Here is a 26606-nt window from a genome sequence, read left to right on the forward strand (position 1 = left end):
TTCCCGAGAACGAAGGTTCGTCCTCGGCACAGCCTGTAGTGCTTTGAGTTAAAGCAATTCGCGCGGGTTCCATTGTATGCCCTATTGCCCCGGCCAGAAGCGACCGATGCCTACAGCCCGGTGAGCATGGCGTCCGCCGGAGCATTGGCCCGCAGTTGTGCGGTGAGTTGGAAGTAGATGAAGCCCAGCACCATGAAAGCAAGGAAGATCAGGCCGATCAGGGCGTTGAACCAGGCCATGGCGACCAGGCACACCAGGGCCAGGACCAGGGCGATGCCCGGCACCAGCGGATAGCCAGGAGCGCGAAAGCTGCGTGGCAGGTTCGGCTCGGCCCGACGCAGTTTGAACAGGCTGAGCATGCTCATGATGTACATCACGATGGCGCCGAACACAGCCATGGTGATCATCGCCGCCGTCAGGGTCATGCCCCCCAGGTTGATCAGGCCGTCGCTGTAGATCGCGGCGATGCCGATCAGGCCGCCGGCGATGATCGCTCGGTGCGGTGTTTGAAAGCGCGACAGCCTGGCCAGGGAGGCGGGCAGGTAACCGGCCCGGGCCAGGGCGAAGAACTGCCGCGAATAGCCGAGGATGATCCCGTGAAAACTGGCAACCAGTCCGAACAGACCGATCCACACCAGCATGTGCAGCCAGCCGGAACTGTCGCCGACCACCGCCTTCATTGCCTGGGGCAGGGGGTCGTTGATGTTCGACAGGGTGCGCCAGTCGCCCACGCCGCCGGCGAAGAACATGACGCCCATGGCCAGCAGCACTAGGGTCAGAATGCCGCTGATGTAGGCCTTGGGAATGGTGCGCTTGGGATCCTTGGCTTCCTCGGCGGCCATGGCGGCGCCCTCGATGGCCAGGAAGAACCAGATGGCGAAGGGAATTGCCGCGAACATCCCGGCGATCGCCGGAGCTCCGAAGGTGTCGGCACCGGCCCAGCCATTGAGGGCAAAGTTGCTGAAGCTGAAGGCCGGGGCCACCACCCCCATGAACACCAGGAGCTCCGCCACCGCCAGTACGCAGACCACCAGTTCGAAGGTGGCCGCCAGTTTCACCCCGAGAATGTTCAGGCCCATGAACACGATGTAAGCGCCCACCGCGGCGTGCTTGGGGTCCAGCGCCGGAAACTGCACATTCAGATAGGCACCAATCGCCAGGGCAATGGCCGGCGGGGCGAAGACGAACTCGATCAGGGTGGCCAATCCGGCAATCAAGCCGCCTTTCTCGCCGAAGGCACGACGGCTATAGGCAAACGGGCCTCCCGCATGGGGAATGGCGGTGGTCAGTTCGGTGAAACTGAATATAAAGCAGGTATACATGGTGGCGACCAATAAGGAGGTCAGCAAAAAGCCCAGGGTCCCGGCTACCCCCCAGCCATAGCTCCAGCCGAAATATTCTCCGGAAATCACCAGGCCAACCGCGATTCCCCATAAATGCAGCGTGCCCAAGGTGGGTTTGAGTTGTGTGTTCATCGGTGGCTCCCCGAACGGTTGAAAGTGCTCGGGACAGGCCGCTGCAGCAGCCATGCCAGTCCGGCAACCCGCGTCGTAAAGCCGGGAAAGCTGTCGTATCGAGGATATTTCCCGGTTTTTCGCCGCTGATGCCCTGCCTCCCGCGCGGTCCTTGCGCTTCTTTTTGGGGCGCGGCCGCTGTTGGCCTCTCAGGCCCGTCCTGCCACCGTGCGCGCCAACCCAGTCTTTACGCTTTCTTTATGGGCTGCCCACCCCGTCGCTCTCGTTCCTTTACAGGGACCCTGCGGACAATGACGGCATTCGCGGCAATCGCCGTACCTCGGAGACATTCCATGAACATTCTGGACGCGGTGTCGCTGCTGCTGGCAGTGGGCCTGTTCGTTTATCTACTGGTTGCGCTGTTGCGCGCGGACCGGAACTAGGAGCTGCGGTTATGCACAGTTATGACTATTGGCTGATCCTGGCCTTTTTCGCCCTGGTGCTGTTGCCGGCGCCCTGGCTGGGACGTTTCTACTACCGGGTCATGGAGGGCCAGCGCACCTGGCTGACGCCGCTCCTGGGGCCGGTGGAGCGTGCCTGTTACAGGGTTTCCGGGGTCGACCCGCAAGTGGAGCAGAGCTGGCAGAAATACGCCCTGGCCCTGCTGGCGTTCAACCTTGCAGGCTTTGTCCTGCTGTTCGCCATCCTGCTGTTCCAGGATCACTTGCCGCTCAACCCGCAGAATCTTCCTGGGCAGGAATGGACCCTGGCGTTCAATACGGCGGTCAGTTTCATGACCAACACCAACTGGCAGTCCTACAGCGGTGAAGCTTCCCTGAGCTACCTCAGTCAGATGGTGGGCCTGACCGTGCAGAACTTCGTCAGTGCGGCCACCGGGCTGGCGGTGCTGGTTGCCCTGTGCCGCGGCATCGGCCGGCGTTCGGTTCGCACCCTGGGCAATTTCTGGGTCGACATGACCCGCGCGACCCTTTATGGCCTGCTGCCCCTGTGCCTGCTGCTGGCCCTGTTCCTGGTCTGGCAAGGCGTGCCTCAGACCTTTGCCCATTACGTGGACGCCCTGACCCTGCAAGGCAACGATCAGGTGATCCCCCTGGGCCCGGCAGCCAGCCAGATCGCCATCAAGCAGCTGGGCACCAACGGCGGCGGCTTCTTCGGCGTCAATTCGGCCCATCCGTTCGAGAACCCCAGCGCCTGGAGCAACCTGCTGGAACTGGTGTCGATCATCCTGATTCCGGTGGCCCTGGTGTTTACCTTCGGCCATTACGTCAAGGACCTGCGCCAGAGCCGCGCCATCATCGCCTGCATGTTCGCCCTGTTCCTGATCGGCGGCGCCACCTCGCTGTGGGCCGAGTACCAGCCCAACCCGGCGTTGCAGAACGCAGCGGTAGAACAGACCGCCCCGCTGGAAGGCAAGGAGGCACGCTTCGGCACCACCGCCACGGTGCTCTGGTCGGTGACCACCACCGCAGCCTCCAATGGCTCGGTAAACGGCATGCATGACAGCCTCAACCCGCTCAGTGGAATGGTGGCGCTGATAAACATGATGGTCGGCGAAGTGATCTTCGGCGGCGTGGGGGCTGGTCTCTACGGCATGCTGCTGAACGTACTGATCGCGGTGTTCCTGGCGGGATTGATGATCGGCCGCACTCCGGAGTACCTGGGCAAGAAACTCCAAGCCAAGGAAGTGCAACTGCTGGTAGTGACCTTGATGGTGATGCCCATCGGCGTGCTGGTCCTGGGCGCCCTGGCCGCCAGCCTGCCGGGCCCGGCCGCTGCCATCAGCAACCCGGGGCCCCACGGCTTCAGCCAGTTGCTGTACGCCTACACCTCGGCCAGCGCCAACAACGGTTCGGCGTTCGGTGGCTTCAGCGCCAATACCCCGTTCCACAACCTGATGCTGGGCCTGGGCATGCTGATCGGTCGTTTCGGCTACATCCTGCCGGTGCTGGCCCTGGCCGGCAGCCTGGGCTTGAAGAAAACCGCGCCCATCGGCCTGAACAGCTTCCCCACCCATGGCCCGTTGTTCGTGGCCTTGCTGACCGTGACCATTTTGCTGGTAGGGGGCCTGACCTTCCTGCCGACCCTGGCGCTGGGCCCGATCGCCGAACACCTGAGCATGGGCTTCTGAGGACCTGATGATGAATATGCATGTTCCTGCCTCGAACAAGGCGGCCGATGCGCTCGCCAAGACCAAGCCGGCCAAGGCCGAGGCGTCGAGTACCGCAATCTCGGCCCTGTGGCGTCCGGCGCTGATCCAGGCCTTCGTCAAGCTCGATCCGCGCCAGTTGCAGCGCTCGCCGGTGATGCTGGTGGTGGAGTTGACGGCGATCCTGACCACCGTGCTGTGTTTCGTGCCGGACACTGCGGTGCCGACTTTCGTTGCCGCCCAGATCGCCCTCTGGCTGTGGTTCACGGTGCTGTTTGCCAACTTCGCCGAAGCCCTGGCCGAAGGCCGGGGCAAGGCTCGCGCCGACAGCCTCAAGGCCGGCAGCGAGGGCTTGAGCGCCCGGCGCCGGAGCGCCGACGGCGGTTATCAGCTGGTGCCGGCGACCCAGCTGCGCAAAGGCGATGTGGTTCGCGTCGAAGCCGGGGAAATGATCCCGGGGGACGGTGAAGTGATCGAGGGCATCGCCGCGGTCAACGAGGCGGCGATTACCGGTGAGTCGGCGCCGGTGATCCGCGAATCCGGCGGTGATCGTTCGGCGGTGACCGGCAATACCCGGTTGGTCTCCGACTGGCTGCTGGTGCGCATCACCAGCAACCCCGGCGAGTCGACCCTGGATCGCATGATCGCCCTGGTGGAGGGCGCCAAGCGGCAGAAGACGCCCAATGAAGTGGCCCTGGACATCCTGCTGATCGGCCTGACCCTGATTTTCCTGCTGGTGGTGGTGACCCTGCAGCCCTTCGCTCACTTCGCCAATGGCAGCCTGCCGCTGGTGTTCCTGGTGGCGTTGCTGGTGACCCTGATCCCCACCACCATTGGCGGCCTGCTGTCGGCGATCGGGATCGCCGGGATGGACCGACTGGTGCGCCTGAACGTGATCGCCAAATCCGGTCGCGCGGTGGAAGCGGCAGGGGACGTGCACGTGCTGTTGCTGGACAAGACCGGCACCATCACCTTCGGCAACCGTCGTTGCAGCGCCGTCCACCCGGCTCCCGGGGTCAACGCCCGGGAGCTGGCGGAGGCGGCCTTGCTGGCCTCCCTGGCGGACGACACCGCCGAAGGCAAATCCATCGTCGAGTACCTGCGTGAACTTTATCCACAGCCCGAGCCGGCCAGTGATGCGTTGACCGCCGTCCCCTTCAGTGCGGAAACCCGCCTCTCCGGCGTCGACTACCAGGGGCGGATCTATCGCAAGGGTGCGGTGGATTCGGTACTGAGTTTCGTCGGCCTGGAGCGCCGCGACCTGGCCCCGGCCCTGTCCCGGGAGATCGACAAGATCGCCCAGAGCGGCGGCACGCCGCTGCTGGTCTGTGGCGAAGGCCGGATGCTCGGCGCCATTCACCTCAAGGATGTGGTCAAGCCCGGTATCCGCGAGCGTTTCGCCGAGTTGCGCAAGCTGGGGATCCGCACCGTCATGGTCACCGGCGACAACCCGCTGACCGCCGCCGCCATCGCCGCGGAGGCCGGGGTCGATGATGTGCTGGCCGAGGCCACGCCGGAAAAGAAACTGGCGCGCATCCGCCATGAGCAGAACGACGGGCGTCTGGTGGCCATGTGCGGCGACGGAGCCAACGACGCTCCGGCACTGGCCCAGGCCGATGTCGGCATGGCGATGAACGATGGCACCCAGGCGGCCCGCGAGGCGGCCAACATGGTCGACCTGGACAGCGATCCGACCAAGCTGCTGGACGTGGTGCAGATCGGCAAGGAGTTGCTGGTGACCCGTGGCGCCTTGACCACCTTCTCGATTGCCAACGACGTGGCCAAGTACTTTGCCATTCTGCCGGCGTTGTTCGCGGCGATTTATCCACAGCTGGGCGTGCTCAACATCATGCAACTGACCAGCCCGCAGAGCGCGATCCTCTCGGCGATCGTGTTCAACGCCCTGATCATCGTGGTGTTGATCCCCCTGGCGCTGCGTGGCGTGCGGGTCCAGGCGGCCAGCGCCGCCCACCTGCTGCGACGCAACCTGCTGATCTACGGCGTGGGCGGGATAGTGGTGCCCTTTGTCGGGATCAAGCTGATCGACATGCTGCTGACCGCGCTGCACCTGGTGTAGGCCGTCGCTGGCCGGCGCAGGACGCAGCAAGGTTTGCGGCCTGATCGCCGGCCAGCCGGCTCCTACATGCGACCGAATGAATCGAGGAATGAGAAATGACTAGCGTATTGCGTCCGGCCTTGAGCCTGATGGTGTTGATGACTCTGATCACCGGCGTGGCTTATCCGCTGGTGGTCACTGGAGTGGCCCAGGTGGCCTTCCCGGACCAGGCCAACGGCAGCCTGGTGCGTGATGCCGAGGGCAAGGTGCGGGGCTCGGCCCTGATCGCCCAGGATTTTGTCGGCGATGCCTGGTTCCATCCGCGCCCTTCGGCGGGGGCCTTTGCCACGGTATCCAGCTCTGCCAGCAACCTGGCACCGAGCAACCCGGCCCTGGCCACCCGGGTGATCGACGATGCCCACAAGCTCCAGGTTCCGGGTCAGGGTCCAGTGCCTCTGGCCCTGCTCACCACCTCGGGCAGCGGCCTTGATCCGCACTTGCCACCCGAGGCAATTGACTATCAACTGGCGCGGGTCGCGGCGGCGCGCAATCTGCCGGCGGACAAGCTGCGGGCACTGGTGGCGGCACATACCCAGCGGCCCCTGGTGGGGCCGCCGGTGGTCAACGTGCTGACCCTGAATCAAGCCCTGGATCAGTTGTAAGCGCTGACGCCCGCGGCGGCAGCTAGAGTGCCTGGTGAATTGAATGTTTCGTTGCAGAGAGATACCCCATGAGTGATTCCGGTCGCGCCGATGCGCTGCTCGCTGAACTGCCCCGGGACGGTCGTGGCCGGCTCAAGGTCTTTCTCGGTGCCGCTCCCGGCGTCGGCAAGACCTACGCCATGCTCCAGGCTGCCCACACGCAACTGCGCCAAGGGGTCAAGGTGCTCGCCGGGGTGGTGGAAACCCACGGCCGCGCCGAGACCGAGGCGCTGCTGGCCGGCTTGCCGCAACAGCCCCTGGTGCGTTCGGAATACCGCGGGGTGATGCTCGAGGAAATGGACCTGGACGGCCTGCTCAAGGCCAAGCCCAAGCTGGTGCTGGTGGACGAACTGGCCCACAGCAATGCCCCCGGCAGTCGGCACGCCAAGCGCTGGCAGGATATTCAGGAACTGCTGGCAGCCGGCATCGACGTGTTCACTACGGTCAATGTCCAGCACCTGGAAAGCCTGAATGATCAGGTCCGCGGCATCACCGGGGTCCAGGTGCGTGAAACCCTGCCCGACTGGGTGCTGCAGGAAGCCTATGAACTGCTGCTGGTTGACCTGCCGCCACGCGAGCTGCTGGAGCGCCTGCGAGACGGCAAGGTCTATGTGCCGGAGCAGGCGCGGGCGGCCATCGATGCGTTTTTTACCCAGACCAATCTCACCGCCCTGCGCGAGTTGGCGATGCAGACCGCTGCGGCCCAGGTGGATAACGACCTGGCCCTGGGCTATCGCCAGCTCGGCCAGGCGGCGCCGGCGGTGCGCGGGCGTTTGCTGGTGGGCATTGATGGCGATGCCCAGGCCGAGCGCCTGGTGCGCCATGCCAGTCGCGTGGCCCAGCGTCGGCACCTGCCCTGGAGCCTGGTGCATGTGGACAATGGCCGGCTGCAGGACGAGCAATCGCGCCTGCGTTTGCAGGCGGCGCAGCAACTGGCTGAGCGCCTGGGCGGGGAGGTGGTGCTGCTGCGGGCCGGCGAGGTGGCCAAGACCTTGATCCAGCACGCCGCCGAACGGCGTGCCAGTTTGCTGCTGGTGGGGCAGTCCAGTCGTCGCTGGCGTCGGCGCTGGTTTGGCGGCGGCCTGGCGGCGCGCCTGTTGCGTAACGCCGAGGGCCTGGAGATCAATGTCCTGGACAGCGACCCCCTGCCGCATCAGCCGGGTTTGCGCAGCCAGCATTCCCTGCAGTGGTTCGACTATGGCCTGGCGCTGTTGGCGACTGTTCTGGCCAGCGCCCTGGCCTGGGGTGTGGCCAGTGTCCTGCCGTTGCCGAACATCTCGCTGGTGTTTCTCGCCGCAGTCCTGCTGGTGGCGGTGCGCAGCAGCCAGGGGCCAGCCCTGGCCTGCGCCGCGCTGTCGTTTCTGGCTTATGACTTTCTGTTTATCCCGCCCAGTTTCTCGTTTGCCATCCAGCGTGAAGAGGATGTGCTGACCCTGTTGTTCTTCCTGCTGATGGCGGCGCTCACCGGCAACCTGGCGGCGCGCCAGCGGCGGCAGCTGCAGGCGTTGCGAGAAACCCAGGAGGAAACCGGGGAGTTGCTCGATCTGTCGCGTAAGCTCACCGCCGCTACCGATCGGCAGGCAGTGATCAGCGCCGCAGCCCAGCACCTGCATGGTCGCGATGAGTTGCGCATCTGCCTGCTCAATCGCGACGGGCAGGGTGGCTGGAAAGTCGAGACCGGTGGTTCGCTGCAGTTTTCCGAGGCCGAGCGGGCCGCGGCGGACTGGGCCTGGCAGCATGATCAACCGGCGGGACTGGGCACCGGGACCCTGCCATTCGGACGCTGGTGGTGGTGGCCGCTCTCGGTGGACGACGGTCCCCTGGGGCTGTTGGGAGTGTGCCCCAGGGAAGGCGAGGAATTCAGCGGCCAGCGCCGGCGCCTGCTCACGGCCCTCAGCCAGCCCCTGGCCCAGGCCCTGGCCCGGGCGCGTCTGGCCGAGGACCTGGAGGCGGCGCGCCTGCACGGCGAAACCGAACAGTTGCGCAGTGCCTTGCTGGCCTCGGTGTCCCACGACCTGCGCACGCCGCTGACGTCGATGCGCGGCAGTATCGACAGTCTGCTGGCCCTGGGGGAGGCGATCCCCCTGGAAGATCGGCGCGAATTGCTCGAAGGCACGCGCGATGAAGCCGAGCGCCTGGATCGCTACATCCAGAACCTGCTGGACATGACCCGGCTTGGACATGGTGCGTTGAAGCTGGCCCGGGACTGGGTGGCGCCGGGGGACATAGTCGGCAGCGCCCTGAACCGTCTGCGGGTGGTGCTGGCGCCGTTGCGGGTGAGCACCGAGTTGCCGCCGGACCTGCCGCTGCTCTATGTCCATGCGGCCCTGATCGAGCAGGCACTGGTCAATGTCCTGGAAAACGCCACACGCTTCTCGCCGCCCCAAGGGCGTTTGCAACTGAAAGTCAGTGTCGCTGAGGGTGAGTTGAGCTTTGCCGTCAGCGACGAGGGGCCGGGGATTCCCGAGGAGGAGCGGGCGAAGATCTTCGACATGTTCTACACCTCCGCCCGCGGCGACCGTGGCGGACAGGGCACCGGTCTGGGGCTGGCGATCTGCCAGGGCATGGTCGGCGCCCATGGCGGGCATATCAGCGTCGGCGAAGGCATCGACGGCCAGGGGACTTGCATCACCTTGCACCTGCCGCTGCAGGCCCAGCCGGAGCTGGAGAACGATGTGTGACGAGCCGTGATCCGCAATGCTGCCAGCGCGTGCGAATGCCATTTGGATGTGGCGGGGCGTGCGCTACTCTTTTGCCTCCTATTTGCCTTGAATTGAACCCATGAGCCAGACCGCGACCATCCTGGTCATCGACGACGAGCCGCAGATCCGCAAGTTCCTGCGCATCAGCCTGGCGTCACAAGGATACAAAGTGATTGAAGCCGGAACCGGTGCCGAAGGCCTGGCCCACGCGGCGCTGAACAAACCGGACCTGTTGGTGCTCGATCTGGGGCTGCCGGACATGGATGGCCAGCAGGTCCTGCGCGAGTTTCGCGAGTGGTCGACGGTGCCGGTGCTGGTGCTTTCGGTGCGCGCCAGCGAAGTACAGAAGGTCGAAGCCCTGGATGGCGGCGCCAATGACTACGTGACCAAACCCTTCGGCATCCAGGAGTTCCTGGCGCGCATCCGCGCGCTGTTGCGCCAGGCGCCCGCCGGCGAGGTGCAGGAAGCGGCCTTGCAGGTGGGGCCGCTGACGGTGGACCTGGCCTATCGCCGGGTGCTTCTGGACGGTCTTGAAGTGGCGCTGACCCGCAAGGAGTACGCCGTGCTGGCGCAGTTGGCACGGCATCCCGGGCGGGTGATCACCCAGCAGCAGTTGCTCAAGGACATCTGGGGACCGACCCACACCGAGGACAGCCACTACCTGCGGATCGTGGTCGGGCATCTGCGGCAGAAACTGGCGGACGACCCGACCCGGCCTCGTTTCATCGTGACCGAGGCGGGAGTGGGCTACCGGCTGTTGGGCGGTGATTGCTGAGCTGCCAGGCGCGGGTCTTGCAGGCTCAGCGCTGTTCCAGTTCGTAGCGGTCCAGGGTGTCGCTGGCGATTTCCCGACCCAGGGCGATCAGTTCCGGCGCCTTGTAGAACTCGAAGAAGCGGCACACGCGCTTGGGCACGTTGATCAGGATGTCTGGCGGGTAGCCGGCAATCTTGTACTGCGCCAGTGAGGTCTGCATCACCTCGAAGCTCTGGTTCACCAGGTCCAGCAGCGATGCCGGGCCGACGTTGTCGATGATGAATGAACCACTGGCGGACTTGGGCGCGCCTTCGGTTTCCGGGGCGGCAGCCGGTTGCTGGGCCTCCGGCTCGGCGCCTTCGACCCAGGGATTGATCTCGGCCGCTTCGCTCTTGAAGGCCTCCTGTTCGAGCAGCAACAGTTGCTCGGCCTGCTTGCGGCGAAATGGCAGGTGCGAGCCGAGGGAATTGATCAGGCTGTCGAAGCGGCTCTTGAACGCCGGCGGGCGCTGGATCACCGGCAACTGGTAGTGGCGCTGGTTGGTGGAGTTGAGGTTGACCGCGATGATCAGGTCGCAGTGACTGGACACCACCGGTACGATCGGCAGCGGGTTGAGCAGGCCGCCGTCCACCAGCATGCGGTTGCCTTGCATCACTGGAGTGAACAGGCTGGGTATGGCCGCCGAGGCGCGCATGGCCTGATGCAGGCAGCCCTCCTGGAACCAGATTTCCTGTTGGTTGGTGAGGTCGGTGGCCACGGCAGTGTAGGGAATGCGCAGGTCTTCGATGTTGATGTCACCGACGATCTTGCGGATCTGGCCGAAGACCTTTTCGCCGCGAATCGCCCCCAGGCGGAAGCTCACGTCCACCAGGCGCAGCACATCGAGGTAGTCCAGGCTTTCGATCCATTCCCGGTACTCGGCGAGCTTGCCCGCCGCGTAGATGCCGCCCACCACCGCGCCCATCGAGCAACCGGCAATGCAGGCAATGTCATACCCGCGTCTTTCGATCTCCTCGATGACCCCGATATGGGCATACCCGCGCGCGCCTCCTGAGCCGAGGACCAATGCCACACGTTTGTTCATGATTCGTCCTTTCGCCAAACAGGTTGCAACAATGCACCCATAGCGCCCCGGGGTTCAATTGCCGATGCGCCAGCGGCATGCATCAGTATTTTTCCTAGGGGCTATGGGGCGGTGGCGCTATGCTCCCGCGGCTATATTTTCCCAAGGTCGAGACAGGCACTTTTTGCAGCTGCCATCGTCTTAACCTGTACGACTGTTTCTTATTTCCCGAGGTGTCATTGATGAAAGCCTGGATCTGTTTGCCCCTGATTGCATTGGTTCTGACCGGTTGCGCGGGCAAGACCGCCTACCGCGACAGTTGCGGCACTCAGCTGGACGCCGCCTGGCATGAGCTGGACCTGGCCAAGGCCGAAGGGTTCGCGGGCACCGTGAGCTATTCCAAGGCCCTGTCGCTGTTGACCGGCGCCAAGACCCAGCAGCAATTCGAAGCCTTTGAAGGTTGCACCAAGAAAGCCGAGAAGGCGCGCTTCTACATTCGTGAGTCGCGTGCCGGGCGCTGATCCGCACCAGACGCTACGCTGAAGCTGCAACCCTCATAGCGTGGGCCCGTGACCGGGCGCAATGCCGGTCACGGGCCCACGTTTTCATTCTTGAGCTGAATAAGCCGAATTCAGGCTTGCACGTCGTCTTGGGGAACCCGTGATGTCTGCCTTGGTTGATCGATTGGTGGTTCAGATCCTGAGCCTGGAAGTGAGCTTGCTGGCTTGTCAGGCGCGCATGGCGGCTGCCACGGATGCCGAGGCGCTGCACGACTTGCGCATCACCGTGCGCCGCTTGCGCAGTCTGTTGCGCCCGTTGCGCGGCTTGCCCGGTGTCGAGCAGTTGGAGGCTGCGGCCGGCGCGGTCGGGCAACTGACAACGCCGATGCGTGATCGTGAAGTACTGGCGGCTTATCTGCACCAGCATGGCCAGCACGTTGCCGCCGAGCGGCGCACCGCCCAGTTGCGCCGGGAGTATGCGGCAGTGGCCGGTGGGCCACAGCTGGCCCAGCTGTTCCTGGTACTGGATGCGTTTCCGCGATTCCTGCGGGCTTGCCAGCGCCAGGGGTTGCTCCGAGGTTTGCGCGTGCGGATTGAGAAGCGCCTGGCCAAGCAGTGGAAAGCCCTGGGCAAGGCGCTGCAGGACCCCGCTCACGATCGCCATCGTTTGCGGCTGTTGATCAAGCGTGTGCGCTACGCGGCCGATGCCTATCCCGAGCTCGATCGTCTGCCGGCGCTGGCGATGAAACGTCTCAAGGCGGCCCAGGGCGCCTTGGGGGATTGGCATGACTGCTGGCAGTGGCTGGCTCAGGCCGAGCAGCAAGCGGATCTGTTGCCCTGTGTCGCCGTCTGGCGTCGAACCATGCTCAAGGCCGAAACCGCCGCTGACCAGGTGCTGGATCGGTTGTACGACGATTGCTGGCGAAAGTGATTGTGGTGGTGCGGCTTATCTGTCCGCTGCTTTGGCCGGAATAGTGGCTGTGCGGCTCTAAAGCGCTGGTTAAGATCCCTGAGTCTTTTTTGCCCCCGAGGTTTTCATGCGTTTCTATGATTTGCTCGAAGCCGTTCGCAGCCAGCCCCAGGCGCTGACCATTCCGGCAGAGTGGGCTCAAGGTCGCGCCAGTTTCGGTGGCCTGGTGGTCGCCCTGCAGTACGAAGCGATGCGCGCCAAGGTTCCGGCAGACCGCCCGGTACGTTCTTTGGCGGTGACTTTTGTCGGCCCTGTGGCGCCGGACGTACCGGTCAGTTTTGAAGTGGATGTCCTGCGTGAAGGCAAGGCGGTCAGCCAGGTATTGGGACGGGTGATGCAGCAAGGTCAGGTGGTGACCCTGGTGCAGGGCAGCTTTGGCGCTTCACGCGAGTCTGCAGTGACGGTAGACGCCGAGCCGGCGCCCGAGATGAAACACTGGGATGACTGCCAGGAGCTGCCCTACATCAAGGGCGTGACGCCGGAGTTCATGCGCCATCTGGCGATGCGCTGGAGCATTGGCGGCCTGCCCTTTACCGGCAACCATTCCCGGGACATGGGCGGCTGGGTGCGTTTGCGTGGGGAGGTCAAGGAAGAGCCCGTGACCGAGGCGCACATCCTGGCGCTGGTGGATGCCTGGCCGCCGGCCTTGTTGCCGCACCTGAGCAAGCCGGCCGCCGGCAGCACCCTGACCTGGACCATCGAGTTCGTGCAGCCGCTGCTGTCAGTCAGCACCCTGGACTGGTGCAAGTACCGGGTGGAAACCGAACATGCCCGCGACGGTTACGGCCACGCTGCGGCGGCACTCTGGAGTGCCGATGGACAACTGATCGCTCTGAGCCGGCAGACGGTAACCATCTTCGCCTGAGGCCTCAGTGCCGGTGGCGTTGCAACCAGGCCCGCCACCAGGCACCGCTCAGGACAAAGCGCGGGAAGGTCAGGAATTGTTCCACTAGCAGGCGTTGCACGGCGTCCTGGCGATCAGTGAACGGCTCGACGGCGTGGGCTTCCAGGCTATGGCCGTGGCGTTGCAGGCCCAGGGCGGCCAGCACGCCGATCAGGCCGATGGCCAGGCTCAGGAAGCTCAGGGAAAACACGCCCGAGACGATCAGCAGAAAACCGACGATGAACAGCGGTACGGCAATCAGGTGCAATACCAGATTGGTCGGGTGCTGATGGCTCTGCGGGTAGACGCGCCATTGCCAGGCCGGAAGATTGGGGTGACGTTTGCCCATGGTGATCATCCTCAGTTCTTGAAAACTCGTGAACCAAGAATAGGGGCCGGGTAGGGAGAGGGCGAATCAAGGCTGGCTATCGTGGCGATAGCCAGCAGGCAATGTACAGGGATCAGAGTTTCAGTTGGCCGATGGCCTTGCTCAGTTCGCCGGCCAGGGTCGCCAGTTCACTGCTGGTGGTGGCGGAGGCCACGGTCTGTTGCACGGTGTTTTCGGTGACGTCGCGGATGCTCACCACCGCCCGGTTCATTTCTTCGGCCACCTGGCTTTGTTGTTCTGCGGCTACGGCGATCTGCGTGTTGCTTTCACGCATCTGCGCCACGGCGCCGGTGATCTCCGCCAGAGCCGCCCCGGCTTCCTGGGCCTGCTGCACGCAGTCGTCGGCCTTGAACGAGCTCTCCTGCATGAAGTCCACGGCGTCCCGGGTTCCTGCCTGCAAGGCCGCGACCATGCCGGTGATCTCGTCGGTGGAAGACTGCACGCGTTTGGCCAGATTGCGCACCTCGTCGGCCACCACGGCAAAGCCGCGGCCCATTTCGCCGGCTCTGGCGGCTTCGATGGCGGCGTTGAGTGCCAACAGGTTGGTCTGTTCGGCGATGCTGTGGATCACGTTGACCACGCCGTTGATCTTCTGGCTGTCCTCCGCGAGTTTTTGAATCATCTCGGCGGTTTGCTGCACGCCGTTGGAGAGCCCGGCAATCGACTTCTGCACCCGGCCGACCACTTCATGGCCGGTACCGGCCAGAGTGTCGGCGGTCTGGGACAGGTCGCGGGTGGCGCCGGCGTGCTGGGCGATGTGGAAGACGGTGGCGGACATTTCGTTGATGGCAGTGGCGGCCTGATCGGTTTCACTCTGCTGGCCGAGCATGCCGTGACGTACATCGTTCATGCTCGAGGCCAGGCGCGCGGCGCCCTGATCCAGCTGGCGAGCGGTGCTGGCCACGGTGTTCACCACCCGCTGGTAACCGGCCTGCATGGCATTGAAGGCGCTGGCCATCTGGCCGACTTCGTCCTTGCAGGACAGCGGCACCCGGGCCGACAGGTCGCCGGTTTTCTCCACGTGCAGCATCACATCCTTGAGGGTGTTGAGCTGGCTGAGGAGAAAGCGGATCAGCAACTGCGAGGCGCAAAGCATGGCGAACATCAGGATGAAGACGGCGACGGCGTAGTGGGTGAAGCGATCGCTGAAGACCTGGGCCATGCTCGGTGCGTGGGCCAGTACGGCAACCTGCTGGCCATTGGCGCGGCTGATGACCTCGGCGCCCAGCAACGGGTTGTCGCCGAAAAGCGGCATGTGATTGATTTCGACCCAGCCGTTGGCGCCGTTCAGTTCGGGCAAGGCCTGTTGGTTGAGGCTGGGAGTCTGGCCCTGGGCGAAGGACAGCAGGTTCTCGTCCGTGGGCAAGGGCTGTCCCGCAGGCCAGGCATTGAGCAGATGGGCCTGGCTGCGGGCTGCGGCCTGGGCGGCCTGGCTACGGGCCTGCTGCTCCAGTTGCACCGCGTACAGCACCAATAACAGGGTGGTGACGAAGGCGACTGCATTGACCGCCCAGAATTTGTATTTCAGCGAGATGTTGCTAAGCCAGGCACCCATAGAAGGTCTTCTCTGATTGAGCGAAACAGTATTGGCAAGGTGCCAGTATTGTGCCGCTATGATCTCGGAAAAATCTTGATATGGGTCAAGCAATTTCTGGCAAGTTGAAAAAGGCTCTGGAGCAGGCCGTGCTGTGGCTGGCCAGGTCTTGCGGTGTTTCGTCCCGGTGCAGAGCCACTTCCCGCAGGACTTCTGTCAGGTAGGCCGGTTCGTTACGGCCATTTTTCGGTTTCGGCCGCAGGCTGCGGGGAAGCAGGTAAGGGGCGTCGCTTTCCAGCATCAGGCGTCCCCGGGGGATATTGCGCACCAGTGGGTGCAAGTGGGTGCCCCGGCGTTCGTCGCAAATCCAGCCGGTGATGCCGATATGCAGGTCCAGATCGAGGTAGCTGAACAGCGCTCGTTGCTCGCCGGTAAAGCAATGCACCACGGCTGCCGGCAATCGGTCACGAAAGTCTCGCAGAATGTCCAGCAGGCGCTGGTTGGCGTCGCGCTCATGGAGGAATACCGGCAGTTGCAGTTCGGCCGCCAGGGCCAGGTGCTCTTCCAGGACCTTTTCCTGCTGCGGACGAGGGGAGAAGTCGCGGTTGAAGTCCAGCCCGCATTCGCCTACCGCCCGGATCCGTGGCTCGCTGAGCAGGGCGCGCAAGCGCCGTGGACTGTCGGCATTCCAGTCGCTGGCAGAGTGAGGGTGCAGGCCCGCAGTGGCGAACAGTCTTTGCCCGTCGGCATCCAGTTGCTGGCACAGTTCCAGGGCCTGTTCACTGCCATCGACGCTGGTTCCGGTGAGGATCAATTGACAGACCCCGGCCTCATAGGCGCGATTGAGAACGGCTTGGTGTTTTTCGGCAAAACAGGGATTGGTCAGGTTGACGCCGATATCGATGAGTTGCATGGTGCTATCTCCGCCTGCGGCCCGAAAGCATATCAGAGCTGCAAATTTATAAGAAAAGCCAAGAACTACAACGAGTTAGCGCTGTCTTTTGCTGCCAGAAGCACGCTGCGGCCAGGTGTTTTGCTGCCGTTTCGCTGCTCTTTCGCACCTTGCCAGCGCTCAAGGCGCTCTGTTTCTGTCGATCAATCCTTCAAAAACGACGAAGGGTTGAACAGTATTTCCTGCGGAGAACGGATGACCCGACCCTCGATCTTGCTCGCGCTGTGTCTGTCGTTGCTGCTGCCCTTGCCGGCGCTGGCCCGTCTGGCCGGACCGCCGGAAACTCTGGCGTCCGGCAAGGTCCGAGATCTGGCAGAGATCCGCAGCAGTCGCGTGCTGCGGGTGCTGGTCAATCAGAGCCGCAACAGTTCCGGTGAGGTCCAGGGGCAGGCCATTGGTGTCGAATACCATCGCTTGCGTGCATTCGAGCAATACCTCAATGGTCATGCCCGTGATGGTCAGGAGATCAGCCTCAAGATCATTCCCAAGGCCAAGGATCAGTTGCTGGGCGCTTTGCAGCGTGGAGAGGGTGATCTGGTGGCGCCCGGGGAGTTGCTGGAGGCTCTGCCGGGCCATGCGGTCAGTTCCAGCGATCCCATTGTCAGCAATGTTCCGTTGCTGTTGGTGGGCATCAAGGGCGAGCGTCGCTACACGCGGATCGAACAGCTGTCCGGCAAGACACTGACACTGACCACCGGCAGTGCCGCCGGCGAGGCGGTGAGTCAGATCAATCAGCGACTGGCGTTGCGCAAGCTGGCGCCGATCAAGGTCGAGTGGGTGGACCCGAGTCTGGCGGTGGAGGACGTGCTGGAGATGGTCCAGGGGGGCATCTTTCACCTGACCATCGTCGAGCAGCCGATTGCCGAGCGCTGGAGCAAGATCCTGCCCAAGCTGCGTTTCGATCGGCAATTGAAAATCAGCGAACCGGGCGAGGAGCACTGGTTTGTGCGGCGCGATGCGTCGATGCTGCGGGCCAGCATCGACCGTTTTCTCAAGAGCTATAAGACCCCGGCGGATCAGGATGTGGCGTTCCTGCGCATCTATCGGCGTCAGTATCAGGTGCATTACCCCCTGGCCCAAGCTGATCGCCAGCGCCTGGAGAAACTGCGCCCGGTGTTGCAGAAGCATGCCGGGGAACAAGGCATGGACTGGCTGAATCTGGCGGCTCTGGCTTTCAAGGAGTCGGCTCTGCAACCCAGCGCCAGGAGCGGTAGCGGCCCCACCGGACTGATGCAGATCACGCCCTCGGCGGCGCAACGGGTCGGGGTCAACAATATCCAGTCCCTCGATAGCAATGTGCAGGTGGGAGCCAAGTACCTGGCGATGATTCGTCGCAAGTTCTTTGCCAGTCCCAAGCTCAACGAACGCGAGCGAATGGCTTTTGTCCTGGCCGCTTACAACATGGGGCCGGAACGGGTGCAGGGCATGCGCAGCGAAGCCCGGCGTCGAGGGCTCAATCCCAATCAGTGGTTTTTCCAGGTGGAGCGGATCGCCATGGAGCAGGTGGGTATGGGCGCGGTCAGCTATGTTAATAGCGTCAACAAATACTATCTGGCCTTCGATCGTGAACGGGACTCGCTGGAGCCTCGGGAGCGAAAAGTTGTGTCTCGTAAATAATCGAAAATACTGATTGTTATTCCGGAATTATTCCGCTTTTAACATGATGAAAACTGATTAGTATGGCGACCAACTTCCCCGTCTTACACAGGACTACACAGCATGAGCACACTGATCAAAAACGTACTGAGCACTCGCGCCGGTTATGGCTTGACCGTTTTGCGGATTTTCGTCGGCATCATCTTTGCTGCCCACGGTGCGCAAAAACTCTTTGGCTGGTTCGGTGGTGGCGGCCTGGCGGGGACGGCTCAGTGGATGGAGAGCATCGGCCTGGCGCCTGGGTATCTGATGGCGTTGCTGGCCGGTGGTACCGAGTTCTTCGCGGGTCTGGCGCTGATCATTGGCTTGTTGGCGCGTCCTGCTGCCCTGGGCCTGTCGTTTACCTTGTTGGTGGCAATCTTTTCGGTGCATATCGGCAACGGTCTGTTCATGGCCAACAACGGCTATGAATTCGCCCTGGCGTTGCTGGGCGGGACTCTTGCGGTGCTGTTTGAAGGTGCCGGCAAACTGTCGCTGGATGCAACGATCGCCAAGTAATCCTTGGGCTTGATCCATCCATCGCTGGTGGCTTTCGAACGCTCTGGATCAACCCTTAGGAAAAATTCCAAGGCCTGCCGATGCAGGCCTTTTTCGTTGCTGCGAAATCTTGACACTGACCGGCCGGCTTCTCTAGGATGCTGCTCATGCGCCGATTTAAACAGCTACTTGCGGGGCGCCAGGTGAGTCGAAAGACCATCGTTAGAAGCTGCAGGCAAGCTTCGAAATACCGCTAAAGCGCTGGTTTGGTGTTGCCTCTCACCTGCCCGGCAGAAACCTGAGGCAGAGACACATACGATGAATGCACCACGCCCCCTTGTACGTCTTGCGCCGCTCACGTCGAGTCTTTCCCAGCGCAACCCGAAAATCCTTCTTGGCGGCAAGCACCAACCCACCCTGTTGCGTTATCTCGATGGCTGGCCGCGGCGTTCCGCGGGCCCGGCGGCATTTCTGATCCAGTTCGTCGAAGAGGGCGAGTCCCTGGCACGTTTTGCCAGTGACAGCTTTGATCTGGCAGTCATTCCGGCACCCAGTGCCGAGCACGCAGCTGAAGTCATCAAGCAATTGACCCGTGTCGCTCGCCAAGGGCTGATCATTCGCCGCTAGTGGTCTGGCGGCTCCGACGGCGCTGTGCAGCTTGCTGCTGACTGCGCCGTATTCAGATAGTGATTGTATCGAGCAGACATTGGCTGGCATTTCCAGCTGTGGCGGATGCCCCTTGCTCATGCAGTGATCGGGGCTCGCTATTCAAACAACGGCATTGCGCTTTGCCAGTTCAGCCAGGGCGACCAGGTTGGAAATGTTGAAGCGCTTGAGCAAACGCACTTTGTAGGTGCTGACGGTCTTGTGGCTGATCAGCAGGGCGTCGGCAATCTGCTGATTGTTGAGACCGGTGGCCAGCAGTTTCAGGACGGTGATCTCGCGATCGGTCAGGCGGGAGATCAGTACGCTTTCCTGGCTGGCGGCATTGGTGTTCTGCTGCAGGATATTGATGGTGTCCTCCGGGAAGTAGCTGTACCCGGACAGAATGGCCTTCACTGCATTGGCCAGTTCATGAAGATTCTCGGTCTTGCACAGAAAACCCGCGGCTCCGGCCTGCAGGCAGCGCAAGGCGAAGTTCTTCGAGTCGCTTGACGTCAGGACCAGGGTCTTCACATGCAGGTCCGCGGACTTGATATGGGCGATGACCGAGAACCCGTCCAGGTTGGGAATCCCCAGGTCGAGGATCAACAGGTCCGGCATGTGTTTGCGCACCAGCTGCACGGCATCCGCACCGTTGTCGGCTTCAGCGACGATGGTGTGGTGATGGGGTTCCAGCACCGACCTGATGGCCAGGCGGATCAGTGGGTGGTCATCGACGATAATGATGTTGCCCATTTAGTGCATTCCCTTTGTTTTTTGGAGGTCTTGGTCGTTGGTCGCGGGTTCTTTGGGGAGGTAGGTTGCAAGTCGTCAGGCGTGCCGAGTGCAAATTCTGTTGCTTAAAATGTGTCTGAGGCCGTAAGCCTCGGCGGTTTGGCTCTATGATTGGCCGACCTCTCTGAAATCTAAATCGGACAAATCTGATAGTGCTGCGTTAACGATGCGCGGGTAGGGCAGCCGCCCGAGATCGGCCGGGTTCAACGGTTAATTCAAATAACAGAACAGCCGCTACAAGGCTGGAAGGTGACAAGCCAATTGAGTACCAAGCTCATCACACAGGATGGTTACGACGCACTGAAGCAGGAACTGGATTATCTGTGGCGGGAGAAACGTCCGGACATCACCCAGAAGGTCACCTGGGCCGCGTCCCTGGGTGATCGCAGTGAGAATGCCGACTATCAGTACAACAAGAAGCTGCTGCGGGAGATCGATCGTCGGGTGCGCTACATCCGCAAGCGTCTGGAAGACATGAAAGTGGTGTCCTACGCACCGGAGCAGGAGGGCCGGGTGTTTTTCGGTGCTTGGGTCGAGGTGGAAAACGAGGCTGCCGAGATCAAGCGCTTTCGTATCGTCGGTTATGACGAGATCTATCTGCGCAAGGACTACATTTCCATCGACTCGCCAATGGCCAGGGCGCTGCTGAAAAAGGAAGTGGGCGACGAAGCCATTGTTCATACCCCGGCGGGTGAAACCTGCTGGTGGATCAACCAGATCGAGTACGTGAAGTAGGCTCGCCAGCCGGCGCTGGCGAGCCATGCGTCTTCATCCTTCGCGCAGGACACTCAAGGGGCTGGCGTTCAACGCCCGGCGAGTGCCGAAAATTCCGGCTCCGCCTATCAGCAGCGCGCCAATCAGTGGCAGCAGCAATAACCAGGGGTGGGGGTGCCAGGGCAAGTCGAAGGCAAACCGGTAGAGCACCAGGCTGATCAGTTCGCTGCCCAGGGCCGCCAGCAGGCCGCTGACCGCGCCAAGCAAGCCGAATTCGATCCGTCGGGCCTTGATCAGCAACCGCCGTTCGGCACCGAGGGCGCGTAGCAGCGCGCCCTGGCGGATGCGCTCGTCCAGGGTGGCTTGCAGACCGGAAAACAGCACGGCCATTCCCGCCGCCAAGACAAACAGCAGCACATATTCCACCGCCAGAGTGACCTGGGCCAGAATGCTGCGCAGCTGCTCCAGCAGGGCTTCCACTTGAAGGATGGTGACCGCCGGAAAAGCCCTGGACAGTTCGACGATCTGCTGGTCGTGCCCTGGACTCAGATAGAAGCTGGTGAGGTAGGTGGCGGGCAGGTCCTTCAAAGTGCCGGGCTGGAAGATCATGAAGAAGTTCGGTTGGAAGTTGTCCCAGTTGATGCTGCGCAGGCTGGTGACCCGGGCCTCCCGATTGACTCCCGCCACGGTGAAGATCAAGCGGTCACCCAGTTTCAGCTTCAGGCTTTGTGCCACCTTGGCCTCCACGGACACGCCAGGCACCGGGTCGTTGGTCTGGCTCGACCACCATTGGCCTTCGGTGATGCTGTTGCCGGCAGGCAGATCAGCGGCCCAGGTCAGGCTCAGATCACGCTGAACGGCCCGGTCACCACTGGAGTCTTTGCTGACAATCTCCCTAACAGGTTCGCCATTGATGCTCACCAGGCGTCCGGGAACCACCGGATACAGCGGTGCCGACGGCGCCGAGAGTTGTACCAGGCGATCGCTGAACGCCTGCTTTTCGGCCGGCAGGATATTCAGGGCGAAGTAGTTCGGGGCATTTTTGGGCAACTGATTCTGCCAGGTATCCAGCAACTCGCCCCGCAGCAGGGCGATCAAGGCCATTGACAGCAGAATCAGGCCGAAGGCCAGGGATTGTCCGGCCGCCGCCAGGGGGTGACGCAGTAATTGGCCCAGTCCCAGGCGCCAGGGCAGGGACGACCGGGCCAGCAGGCGACGCAGGCTTTGCAGCAGCAACAGCAGCAATCCACCCAGAAACAGTGCGGCTATCAAGCCGCCCCCGAGCAGGGCGAAGGTCAGCAGTAGATCCAGGCTCAAGCGCCACATGATCAGGCCCAGGGCAAATAGCGCGGCGCCATAGATCATCCAGGTGCTGGAGGGAATCGGTAGCAGGTCGCGCCGCAGGACCCGCAATGGCGGGACCCGTCCCAGTGCGGCCAGGGGTGGCAAGGCGAATCCCGCCAGGGCGACCAGTCCGGTGCCTATCCCGGCGATGGCTGGCAGCAGTCCTCCAGGTGGCACGTCGTTAGGCAGAAGATCATGCAGCAGATAGAACAGGCCAAGCTGGGCCAGCCAACCCAACAGCGCGCCGCTTAGGCTGGCCAGCAGCCCCAGCACTGCCAATTGCACGCTGAACAGCAGCATGGTTTCCCGGCTTGACAATCCCAGGCAGCGCAACAGGGCGCTGGCATCGAAGCGTCGGGTGGCAAAGCGATTGGCCGACAAGGCCACGGCGACACCCGAGAGCAGCACCGCCACCAGGCTGGCCATGTTCAGGTAGCGCTCGGCCTTACCCAGGGCGCCGCCGATCTGCTGGTTGCCATCCCGGGCGTCCTGCAGTCGCTGGTTGGCTGCCAATCCCGGTGTGATCAATTGGCGATAGTGTTCGAGGGCTGCGGCTGGGCCGCGCCAGAGCTCCTTGTAGCTGACCCGGCTGCCAGGCTGGACGACGCCGGTGGCTTGCAGGTCATCCAGGCTGATCAGCACCCGGGGCGTCAGGCTGTAGAAGTTGCCGGCTCGGTCGGGCTCATAGGTCAGGACTCGCGCCAGGCGCAGGGGCTGCAGGCCGACATCGATGCTGTCTCCAATTTTCAGGTTCAGGGCGGTCAACAGTCGCGACTCGACCCAGGCCTCGCCCGCCTTCGGTCCCCCGCCCGATTCTTCGGTGGCGTAGGGAGCGGCCGCGCTCTTGAGCTGGCCGCGCAGCGGGTAGGCGGAGTCCACGGCCTTGATGCTCGACAGCTGGATGCCGTTGTCTGTGGCGATGACGCTGGAGAATTCGACAATGCGTGCGTGCTCCAGCCCAAGTTCGCGTCCGCTGTCGATTTGTTCCGGGCGTGCCGGCGAGCTGCCTTCCAACAGCAAGTCAGCGCCGAGAAACTCGGTAGCCCGCAGCAACATGGCGCCATTGAGGCGGGCGCCGAAATAGCCGATGGCGGTGCTTGCCGCCACGGCCACCAGCAACGCAAAGAACAACACGCGCAACTCGCCGGCGCGGGCGTCGCGCAGCAGCTGGCGGACAGCGAGGCTCAACAGGCGCAACAGTGGCATGCGTGCCATCAAGGCTCCAGAGGGGCGACCAGCAAGCCCGCTTCAAGACGGATCAGGCGCCGGCAGCGATGGGCCAGGCGTTCATCGTGGGTCACCAGCACCAGGGTGGTGCCGCTTTCCTTGTTGAGCTCGAACAGCAGGTCACTGATGCGTTCGCCGGTGTGACTGTCGAGATTGCCAGTGGGTTCATCGGCAAACAGCACATCGGGTTCGGCGGCAAAGGCCCGGGCGATAGCTACTCGTTGCTGTTCGCCGCCGGACAGCTGGCGTGGCGAATGGCTCAGGCGCTGGCCGAGGCCGACTCGCTGCAGCAACTCGGTGGCCCGTTCTCGGGCGTCACGGCGGCCATCGAGTTCCAAGGGCAGCATGACGTTTTCCAGGGCATTGAGGCTGTCGAGCAGTTGAAAGGACTGGAAGACGAATCCCACATGTTCGGCCCTGATTCGCGCTCGCTGGTCCTCATCCAGGCTGCTCAGTGCCTGACCGGCCAGGGTCACTTCACCGCTGCTGGGCAGGTCGAGCCCGGCCAGCAGGCCGAGCAGGGTGGATTTGCCGGACCCGGAGGCGCCGACGATGGCCAGGCTGTCGCCCTGATTCAGCTCCAGGTCGAGTTGGTGCAGGATGGTCAGTTCACCTTCCGCGCTGGGAACCACTTTGCTAAGGTTCCGCGCAGTGAGAATGCTTGCGCCCATGGAGAATCCGATGCGTGTATGGTTTTTGAGTGCCGGCCTGGCCTTGATGTGCATGGTCCAGAACGCAGCGGCGGGTACGGTCCTGATCGTGGGCGATAGTATCAGTGCGGCTTTCGGCCTGGATACCCGCGAAGGTTGGGTGGCCCTGTTGGAGAAGCGGCTCAAGGACCAGGGTTTTAGCGACAAGGTGGTCAACGCATCGGTCAGCGGCGACACCAGTGCAGGGGGGCAGGCGCGGCTGCCGGCGCTGCTTGCAGCCCACAAGCCGCAGGTGGTGATCCTTGAATTGGGTGGCAACGATGGCTTGCGCGGCCAGCCGCCCCAGCAATTGCAACAAAATCTTGCGTCGATGATCGACAGCGCCCAGGCCGACGGTGCCAAGGTCCTGTTGTTGGGCATGCAGTTGCCGCCCAACTACGGTGTGCGCTACACCCGGGCGTTCGCCCAGGTCTATAGCCAGTTGGCCAGCGACAAGCAGGTGGCCCTGGTGCCGTTTTTTCTCGAAGGGGTCGGCGGTCATCCTGAACTGATGCAGGCGGATGGTTTGCACCCTGCGGCAGCGGCCCAGGGCAAGTTGCTGGAAAATGTCTGGCCGACGCTAAAACCGCTGCTTTGACGCTTTTCTAGTGGCAGTGTTTCGGCTAATGTGGCGCCCCCGATTTGGAGCCCCCGATGCCGCGTCCCGCCTGGTCCCTGTTTGCCTATCAACTGATCGAGCCTGATGAGCAGCTTGACCTGTTCGCCTGCCAGGAAGTTCGGGTGCATCTGGTGACTCGGCAGTTGGAACTGGGTGGTTCAGCCGACCGGACCTTGTGCGGCACTTTGCTGCCTGCGCAGCCGCGCTGGTCGAGCGTGGATCGGACGATTTTCCAGGACCAGCGACTCTGCCCGTTGTGTCGGGCGATCCTGGAGTCACAAAAGCGCGGGACGCCGCCAATTTGGCCTGAGCTGCGCTTCGAGCTGTAGGCGGTCGATCGCCGACCGTTGCGACAGGGATTTCATGTGTCTGTGCTTGTCTCCCCGCTTGGCTCCCGTAGCTTTGGGGCGGGGGTGTACAATCGCGTTTCTATCACTCGTTGTTCATGCGAAGGATTATCCGGATGTTGCCGCGCCTCCCTGCCGTCACCCGCTGCCTGACACTTGCCGCATTGTGTGTGGCCGGTCCCGTTGCAGCATTGGAATTGCCTCTACCGCCGCCCGGTGAAGATATCGTCGGCCAGGTGCAGGTGATCAAGGCCAAGTACGAAGACACCTTTGCAGATCTGGGTACCGCTTACGACCTGGGCTACCTGGAAATGGTAGCGGCCAACCCTGGGGTCGACCCCTGGTTGCCGGGAGCAGGTGCCGAGGTGGTCCTGCCGACTCGCTTTGTCTTGCCGCCCGGGCCTCGTGAAGGCATCGTGATCAACCTGGCGGAGTATCGCCTGTACTACTTCCCCAAGGGGCGGAACGTGGTTTACACCTTCCCCCTGGGTATTGGGCGTGAGGGCTGGGGGTCGCCGATCGCGCATACCAGCATCACCGCCAAGACTCCGAATCCGACCTGGACGCCACCGGCGTCGATTCGGGCCGAACACGCTGCCGACGGTGACCCGTTGCCAAGCGTCGTTCCTGCCGGGCCGGACAACCCCTTGGGGCCATTCAAGTTCACTTTGGGCACCCCCGGCTACCTGATTCACGGTTCCAACAAGAAGTTTGGCATTGGCATGCGCACAAGCCACGGCTGTTTCCGCATGCTCAACAACAACGTGCTGGAGATGGCTGGCATGGTTCCGGTCGGAACTTCGGTGCGGATCATCAACGAGCCGTACAAGTTCGGTATCAGTGGTGGAAAAGTCTATCTGGAAGCGCATACGCCACTGGATGACAAAGGCAATCCTTCGGTGGTCGACAAACATACTGCCGTGATCAATGCCTTGCTCAAGCGCGAAGATCTTGCCAATAACCTGCGTATGAACTGGGATGTGGTGCGTGATGTAGTGGCCGCTGAAGAGGGGCTGCCGGTGGAGATCGCAGTACCGACGACCGCTGCGCCTGCGGCGTCGATGTCCAACCTGTCCTACGATCTGCAGCAGTAAGCGCTGCAATAGACAACCCGCCGAAGCCGACTGGCAGCGGCGGGTTTTTTATTGCCGGTGGAAAACTCCGGGCAATAAAAAAGCCGATCCAAAAAATGGATCGGCTTGATAACAATCCCGAGGGACTATTACTTGCGGCTAGCTTTTTCCAGCATACGCAGAGCGCGCTCGTTAGCTTCGTCAGCAGTCTGTTGTGCTTTTTGAGCAGCAGCCAGAGCTTCATCAGCTTTACGGTAGGCTTCGTCTGCACGAGCCTGAGCACGAGCAGCTGCATCTTCAGTAGCAGTCAGACGAGCTTCGGTTTCTTTGGATACGCTGCTGCAACCGGTAGCCAGAACTGCGGCCAGAGCCAGAGCAGAGAATTTCAGAACGTTGTTCATCGTGTTCCCCTTCAAGGACTTTCTATTAGTAGCTATCCCCCCAGAGTGGGGAAATAACCGGCGTACATACTACCCATTACTTGTAGTAAGTAAACTGACGTAGCGCAAGAAGCAAAAAAAATTCTAGGTGGTGATTCTTTTTCGAGCAACTTTTTGGGTGATTGTATAAAAAATATGCAATCGCAAGGCTCTGCCAGAGGGGGCTGCTCGTTTGCCAGCATTGCTCACGGAGTTTTCGATCGCTGTTTCGGAGTCTAGGCTAGAGTCGTTCTATATTTTGTCTCCGACACTTTTCTTCAGATTTCGCGCAGCCTTGACCTATCTTTATCCATCTCGCCGGTGACTTTAAGAAGCGCTGTTCGTCTTAAGTTCCAGCATCCGGCGATGTATAGCCTCAACCCATTCACGCGTTGAACCGGGCTGTGGTTTCTGCAGGGCCCGATTGGGCTACTTGCGCTTATCTGTGACGAGTGTGGCTTGAGCATTTGTGCCAAGGGC

General features: G+C 62.5%; 25 protein-coding genes. 16 read left to right on the top strand and 9 right to left on the bottom strand.

Going from position 1 to position 26606, the window contains the following annotated elements; all coding sequences use genetic code 11:
* Positions 1-110: 110 nt before the first annotated feature.
* The gene (eat, locus tag BLV47_RS08480) at positions 111-1475 is read right to left on the bottom strand and encodes an ethanolamine permease (RefSeq protein ID WP_092312084.1); all 1365 of its coding nucleotides are present in this window, start codon (positions 1473-1475) and stop codon (positions 111-113) included.
* Between the two features lie 332 nt (positions 1476-1807).
* Between eat and kdpF the strand changes: the two genes are divergently transcribed.
* The 6 genes from kdpF (at position 1808) to BLV47_RS08510 (ending at position 9855) form a co-directional block, all read left to right on the top strand.
* Entirely contained in the window at positions 1808-1897 is a 90-nt protein-coding gene (kdpF, locus tag BLV47_RS08485; RefSeq protein WP_016964080.1) for a K(+)-transporting ATPase subunit F, read from the top strand.
* A gap of 11 nt (positions 1898-1908) precedes the next feature.
* A complete protein-coding gene (kdpA, locus tag BLV47_RS08490; RefSeq protein WP_092312087.1) occupies positions 1909-3603 on the top strand; it encodes a potassium-transporting ATPase subunit KdpA in 1695 nt (564 codons plus the stop codon).
* A 10-nt stretch (positions 3604-3613) separates the two neighbouring features.
* A complete protein-coding gene (gene kdpB, locus BLV47_RS08495; RefSeq protein WP_092312090.1) occupies positions 3614-5698 on the top strand; it encodes a potassium-transporting ATPase subunit KdpB in 2085 nt (694 codons plus the stop codon).
* A gap of 95 nt (positions 5699-5793) precedes the next feature.
* On the top strand, positions 5794-6339 hold the full coding sequence (gene kdpC, locus BLV47_RS08500) for a potassium-transporting ATPase subunit KdpC (protein ID WP_016964077.1): 546 nt from the start codon (positions 5794-5796) through the stop codon (positions 6337-6339).
* Positions 6340-6407: 68 nt separating this feature from the next.
* Positions 6408-9059, top strand: coding sequence for a sensor histidine kinase (locus tag BLV47_RS08505; protein ID WP_092312093.1), 2652 nt, complete (start codon positions 6408-6410; stop codon positions 9057-9059).
* Between the two features lie 100 nt (positions 9060-9159).
* Positions 9160-9855 carry a response regulator gene (locus tag BLV47_RS08510; RefSeq protein ID WP_092312096.1) on the top strand — a complete coding sequence of 232 codons (696 nt, stop codon included), beginning with the start codon at positions 9160-9162 and terminating at the stop codon, positions 9853-9855.
* Positions 9856-9880: 25 nt separating this feature from the next.
* Here BLV47_RS08510 and BLV47_RS08515 read toward each other — a convergent pair whose 3' ends face one another.
* Positions 9881-10918, bottom strand: a complete 1038-nt coding sequence (locus tag BLV47_RS08515; RefSeq protein WP_092312099.1) for a patatin-like phospholipase family protein — start codon at positions 10916-10918, stop codon at positions 9881-9883.
* 221 nt (positions 10919-11139) lie between these two features.
* Here BLV47_RS08515 and BLV47_RS08520 point away from each other — a divergent pair, with 221 nt between their 5' ends.
* The 3 genes from BLV47_RS08520 (at position 11140) to BLV47_RS08530 (ending at position 13232) form a co-directional block, all read left to right on the top strand.
* On the top strand, positions 11140-11418 hold the full coding sequence (locus BLV47_RS08520; protein ID WP_016964073.1) for a hypothetical protein: 279 nt from the start codon (positions 11140-11142) through the stop codon (positions 11416-11418).
* A gap of 142 nt (positions 11419-11560) precedes the next feature.
* Positions 11561-12328, top strand: coding sequence for a CHAD domain-containing protein (locus tag BLV47_RS08525; RefSeq protein ID WP_092312102.1), 768 nt, complete (start codon positions 11561-11563; stop codon positions 12326-12328).
* A gap of 106 nt (positions 12329-12434) precedes the next feature.
* Positions 12435-13232, top strand: a complete 798-nt coding sequence (locus BLV47_RS08530; protein WP_092312105.1) for an acyl-CoA thioesterase — start codon at positions 12435-12437, stop codon at positions 13230-13232.
* A 4-nt stretch (positions 13233-13236) separates the two neighbouring features.
* Here the strand turns inward: BLV47_RS08530 and BLV47_RS08535 are convergent, their stop codons facing one another.
* The 3 genes from BLV47_RS08535 to BLV47_RS08545 form a co-directional block, all read right to left on the bottom strand.
* Positions 13237-13599 carry a terminase gene (locus BLV47_RS08535; protein ID WP_092317113.1) on the bottom strand — a complete coding sequence of 121 codons (363 nt, stop codon included), beginning with the start codon at positions 13597-13599 and terminating at the stop codon, positions 13237-13239.
* A 112-nt stretch (positions 13600-13711) separates the two neighbouring features.
* Entirely contained in the window at positions 13712-15193 is a 1482-nt protein-coding gene (locus BLV47_RS08540) for a methyl-accepting chemotaxis protein (RefSeq protein WP_092312108.1), read from the bottom strand.
* An 85-nt stretch (positions 15194-15278) separates the two neighbouring features.
* Positions 15279-16085, bottom strand: a complete 807-nt coding sequence (locus BLV47_RS08545) for a TatD family hydrolase (protein ID WP_060840433.1) — start codon at positions 16083-16085, stop codon at positions 15279-15281.
* A 234-nt stretch (positions 16086-16319) separates the two neighbouring features.
* Here BLV47_RS08545 and BLV47_RS08550 point away from each other — a divergent pair, with 234 nt between their 5' ends.
* The 3 genes from BLV47_RS08550 to BLV47_RS08560 all read left to right on the top strand — a co-directional run bounded on the left by BLV47_RS08550 (position 16320) and on the right by BLV47_RS08560 (position 18884).
* Positions 16320-17741, top strand: a complete 1422-nt coding sequence (locus BLV47_RS08550; protein ID WP_092312111.1) for an MltF family protein — start codon at positions 16320-16322, stop codon at positions 17739-17741.
* Between the two features lie 102 nt (positions 17742-17843).
* A complete protein-coding gene (locus tag BLV47_RS08555) occupies positions 17844-18278 on the top strand; it encodes a DoxX family protein (RefSeq protein ID WP_092312114.1) in 435 nt (144 codons plus the stop codon).
* Between the two features lie 297 nt (positions 18279-18575).
* Entirely contained in the window at positions 18576-18884 is a 309-nt protein-coding gene (locus BLV47_RS08560) for a hypothetical protein (RefSeq protein WP_092312117.1), read from the top strand.
* 141 nt (positions 18885-19025) lie between these two features.
* Here the strand turns inward: BLV47_RS08560 and BLV47_RS08565 are convergent, their stop codons facing one another.
* Positions 19026-19655 carry a response regulator transcription factor gene (locus BLV47_RS08565; protein WP_016967435.1) on the bottom strand — a complete coding sequence of 210 codons (630 nt, stop codon included), beginning with the start codon at positions 19653-19655 and terminating at the stop codon, positions 19026-19028.
* Between the two features lie 300 nt (positions 19656-19955).
* Here BLV47_RS08565 and greB point away from each other — a divergent pair, with 300 nt between their 5' ends.
* Entirely contained in the window at positions 19956-20429 is a 474-nt protein-coding gene (gene greB / locus BLV47_RS08570) for a transcription elongation factor GreB (RefSeq protein ID WP_092312120.1), read from the top strand.
* Between the two features lie 33 nt (positions 20430-20462).
* Here greB and BLV47_RS08575 read toward each other — a convergent pair whose 3' ends face one another.
* Both BLV47_RS08575 and BLV47_RS08580 read right to left on the bottom strand, forming a co-directional pair.
* Complete coding sequence (locus tag BLV47_RS08575; protein WP_092312123.1) at positions 20463-22967, bottom strand: ABC transporter permease; 2505 nt, start codon at positions 22965-22967, stop codon at positions 20463-20465.
* Positions 22967-23650 (bottom strand): ABC transporter ATP-binding protein, encoded by a 684-nt coding sequence (locus BLV47_RS08580; protein ID WP_092312126.1) that lies wholly within the window; start codon positions 23648-23650, stop codon positions 22967-22969. The genes BLV47_RS08575 and BLV47_RS08580 overlap by 1 nt, the downstream gene beginning before the upstream one ends.
* Before the next feature lie 10 nt (positions 23651-23660).
* Here BLV47_RS08580 and BLV47_RS08585 point away from each other — a divergent pair, with 10 nt between their 5' ends.
* The 3 genes from BLV47_RS08585 to BLV47_RS08595 all read left to right on the top strand — a co-directional run bounded on the left by BLV47_RS08585 (position 23661) and on the right by BLV47_RS08595 (position 25728).
* Positions 23661-24266: an arylesterase gene (locus BLV47_RS08585; RefSeq protein WP_167365631.1), complete on the top strand. Its 606-nt coding sequence runs from the start codon at positions 23661-23663 to the stop codon at positions 24264-24266.
* 56 nt (positions 24267-24322) lie between these two features.
* On the top strand, positions 24323-24616 hold the full coding sequence (locus BLV47_RS08590) for a hypothetical protein (protein WP_007931378.1): 294 nt from the start codon (positions 24323-24325) through the stop codon (positions 24614-24616).
* 134 nt (positions 24617-24750) lie between these two features.
* Positions 24751-25728, top strand: coding sequence for a L,D-transpeptidase family protein (locus tag BLV47_RS08595; protein WP_092312132.1), 978 nt, complete (start codon positions 24751-24753; stop codon positions 25726-25728).
* A gap of 128 nt (positions 25729-25856) precedes the next feature.
* Here the strand turns inward: BLV47_RS08595 and oprI are convergent, their stop codons facing one another.
* Positions 25857-26108: an outer membrane lipoprotei OprI gene (gene oprI, locus BLV47_RS08600; RefSeq protein ID WP_003448337.1), complete on the bottom strand. Its 252-nt coding sequence runs from the start codon at positions 26106-26108 to the stop codon at positions 25857-25859.
* Positions 26109-26606 lie beyond the last annotated feature (498 nt).

It is taken from the genome of Pseudomonas saponiphila, from assembly GCF_900105185.1.
In the GTDB taxonomy this organism is placed as follows: domain Bacteria; phylum Pseudomonadota; class Gammaproteobacteria; order Pseudomonadales; family Pseudomonadaceae; genus Aquipseudomonas; species Aquipseudomonas saponiphila.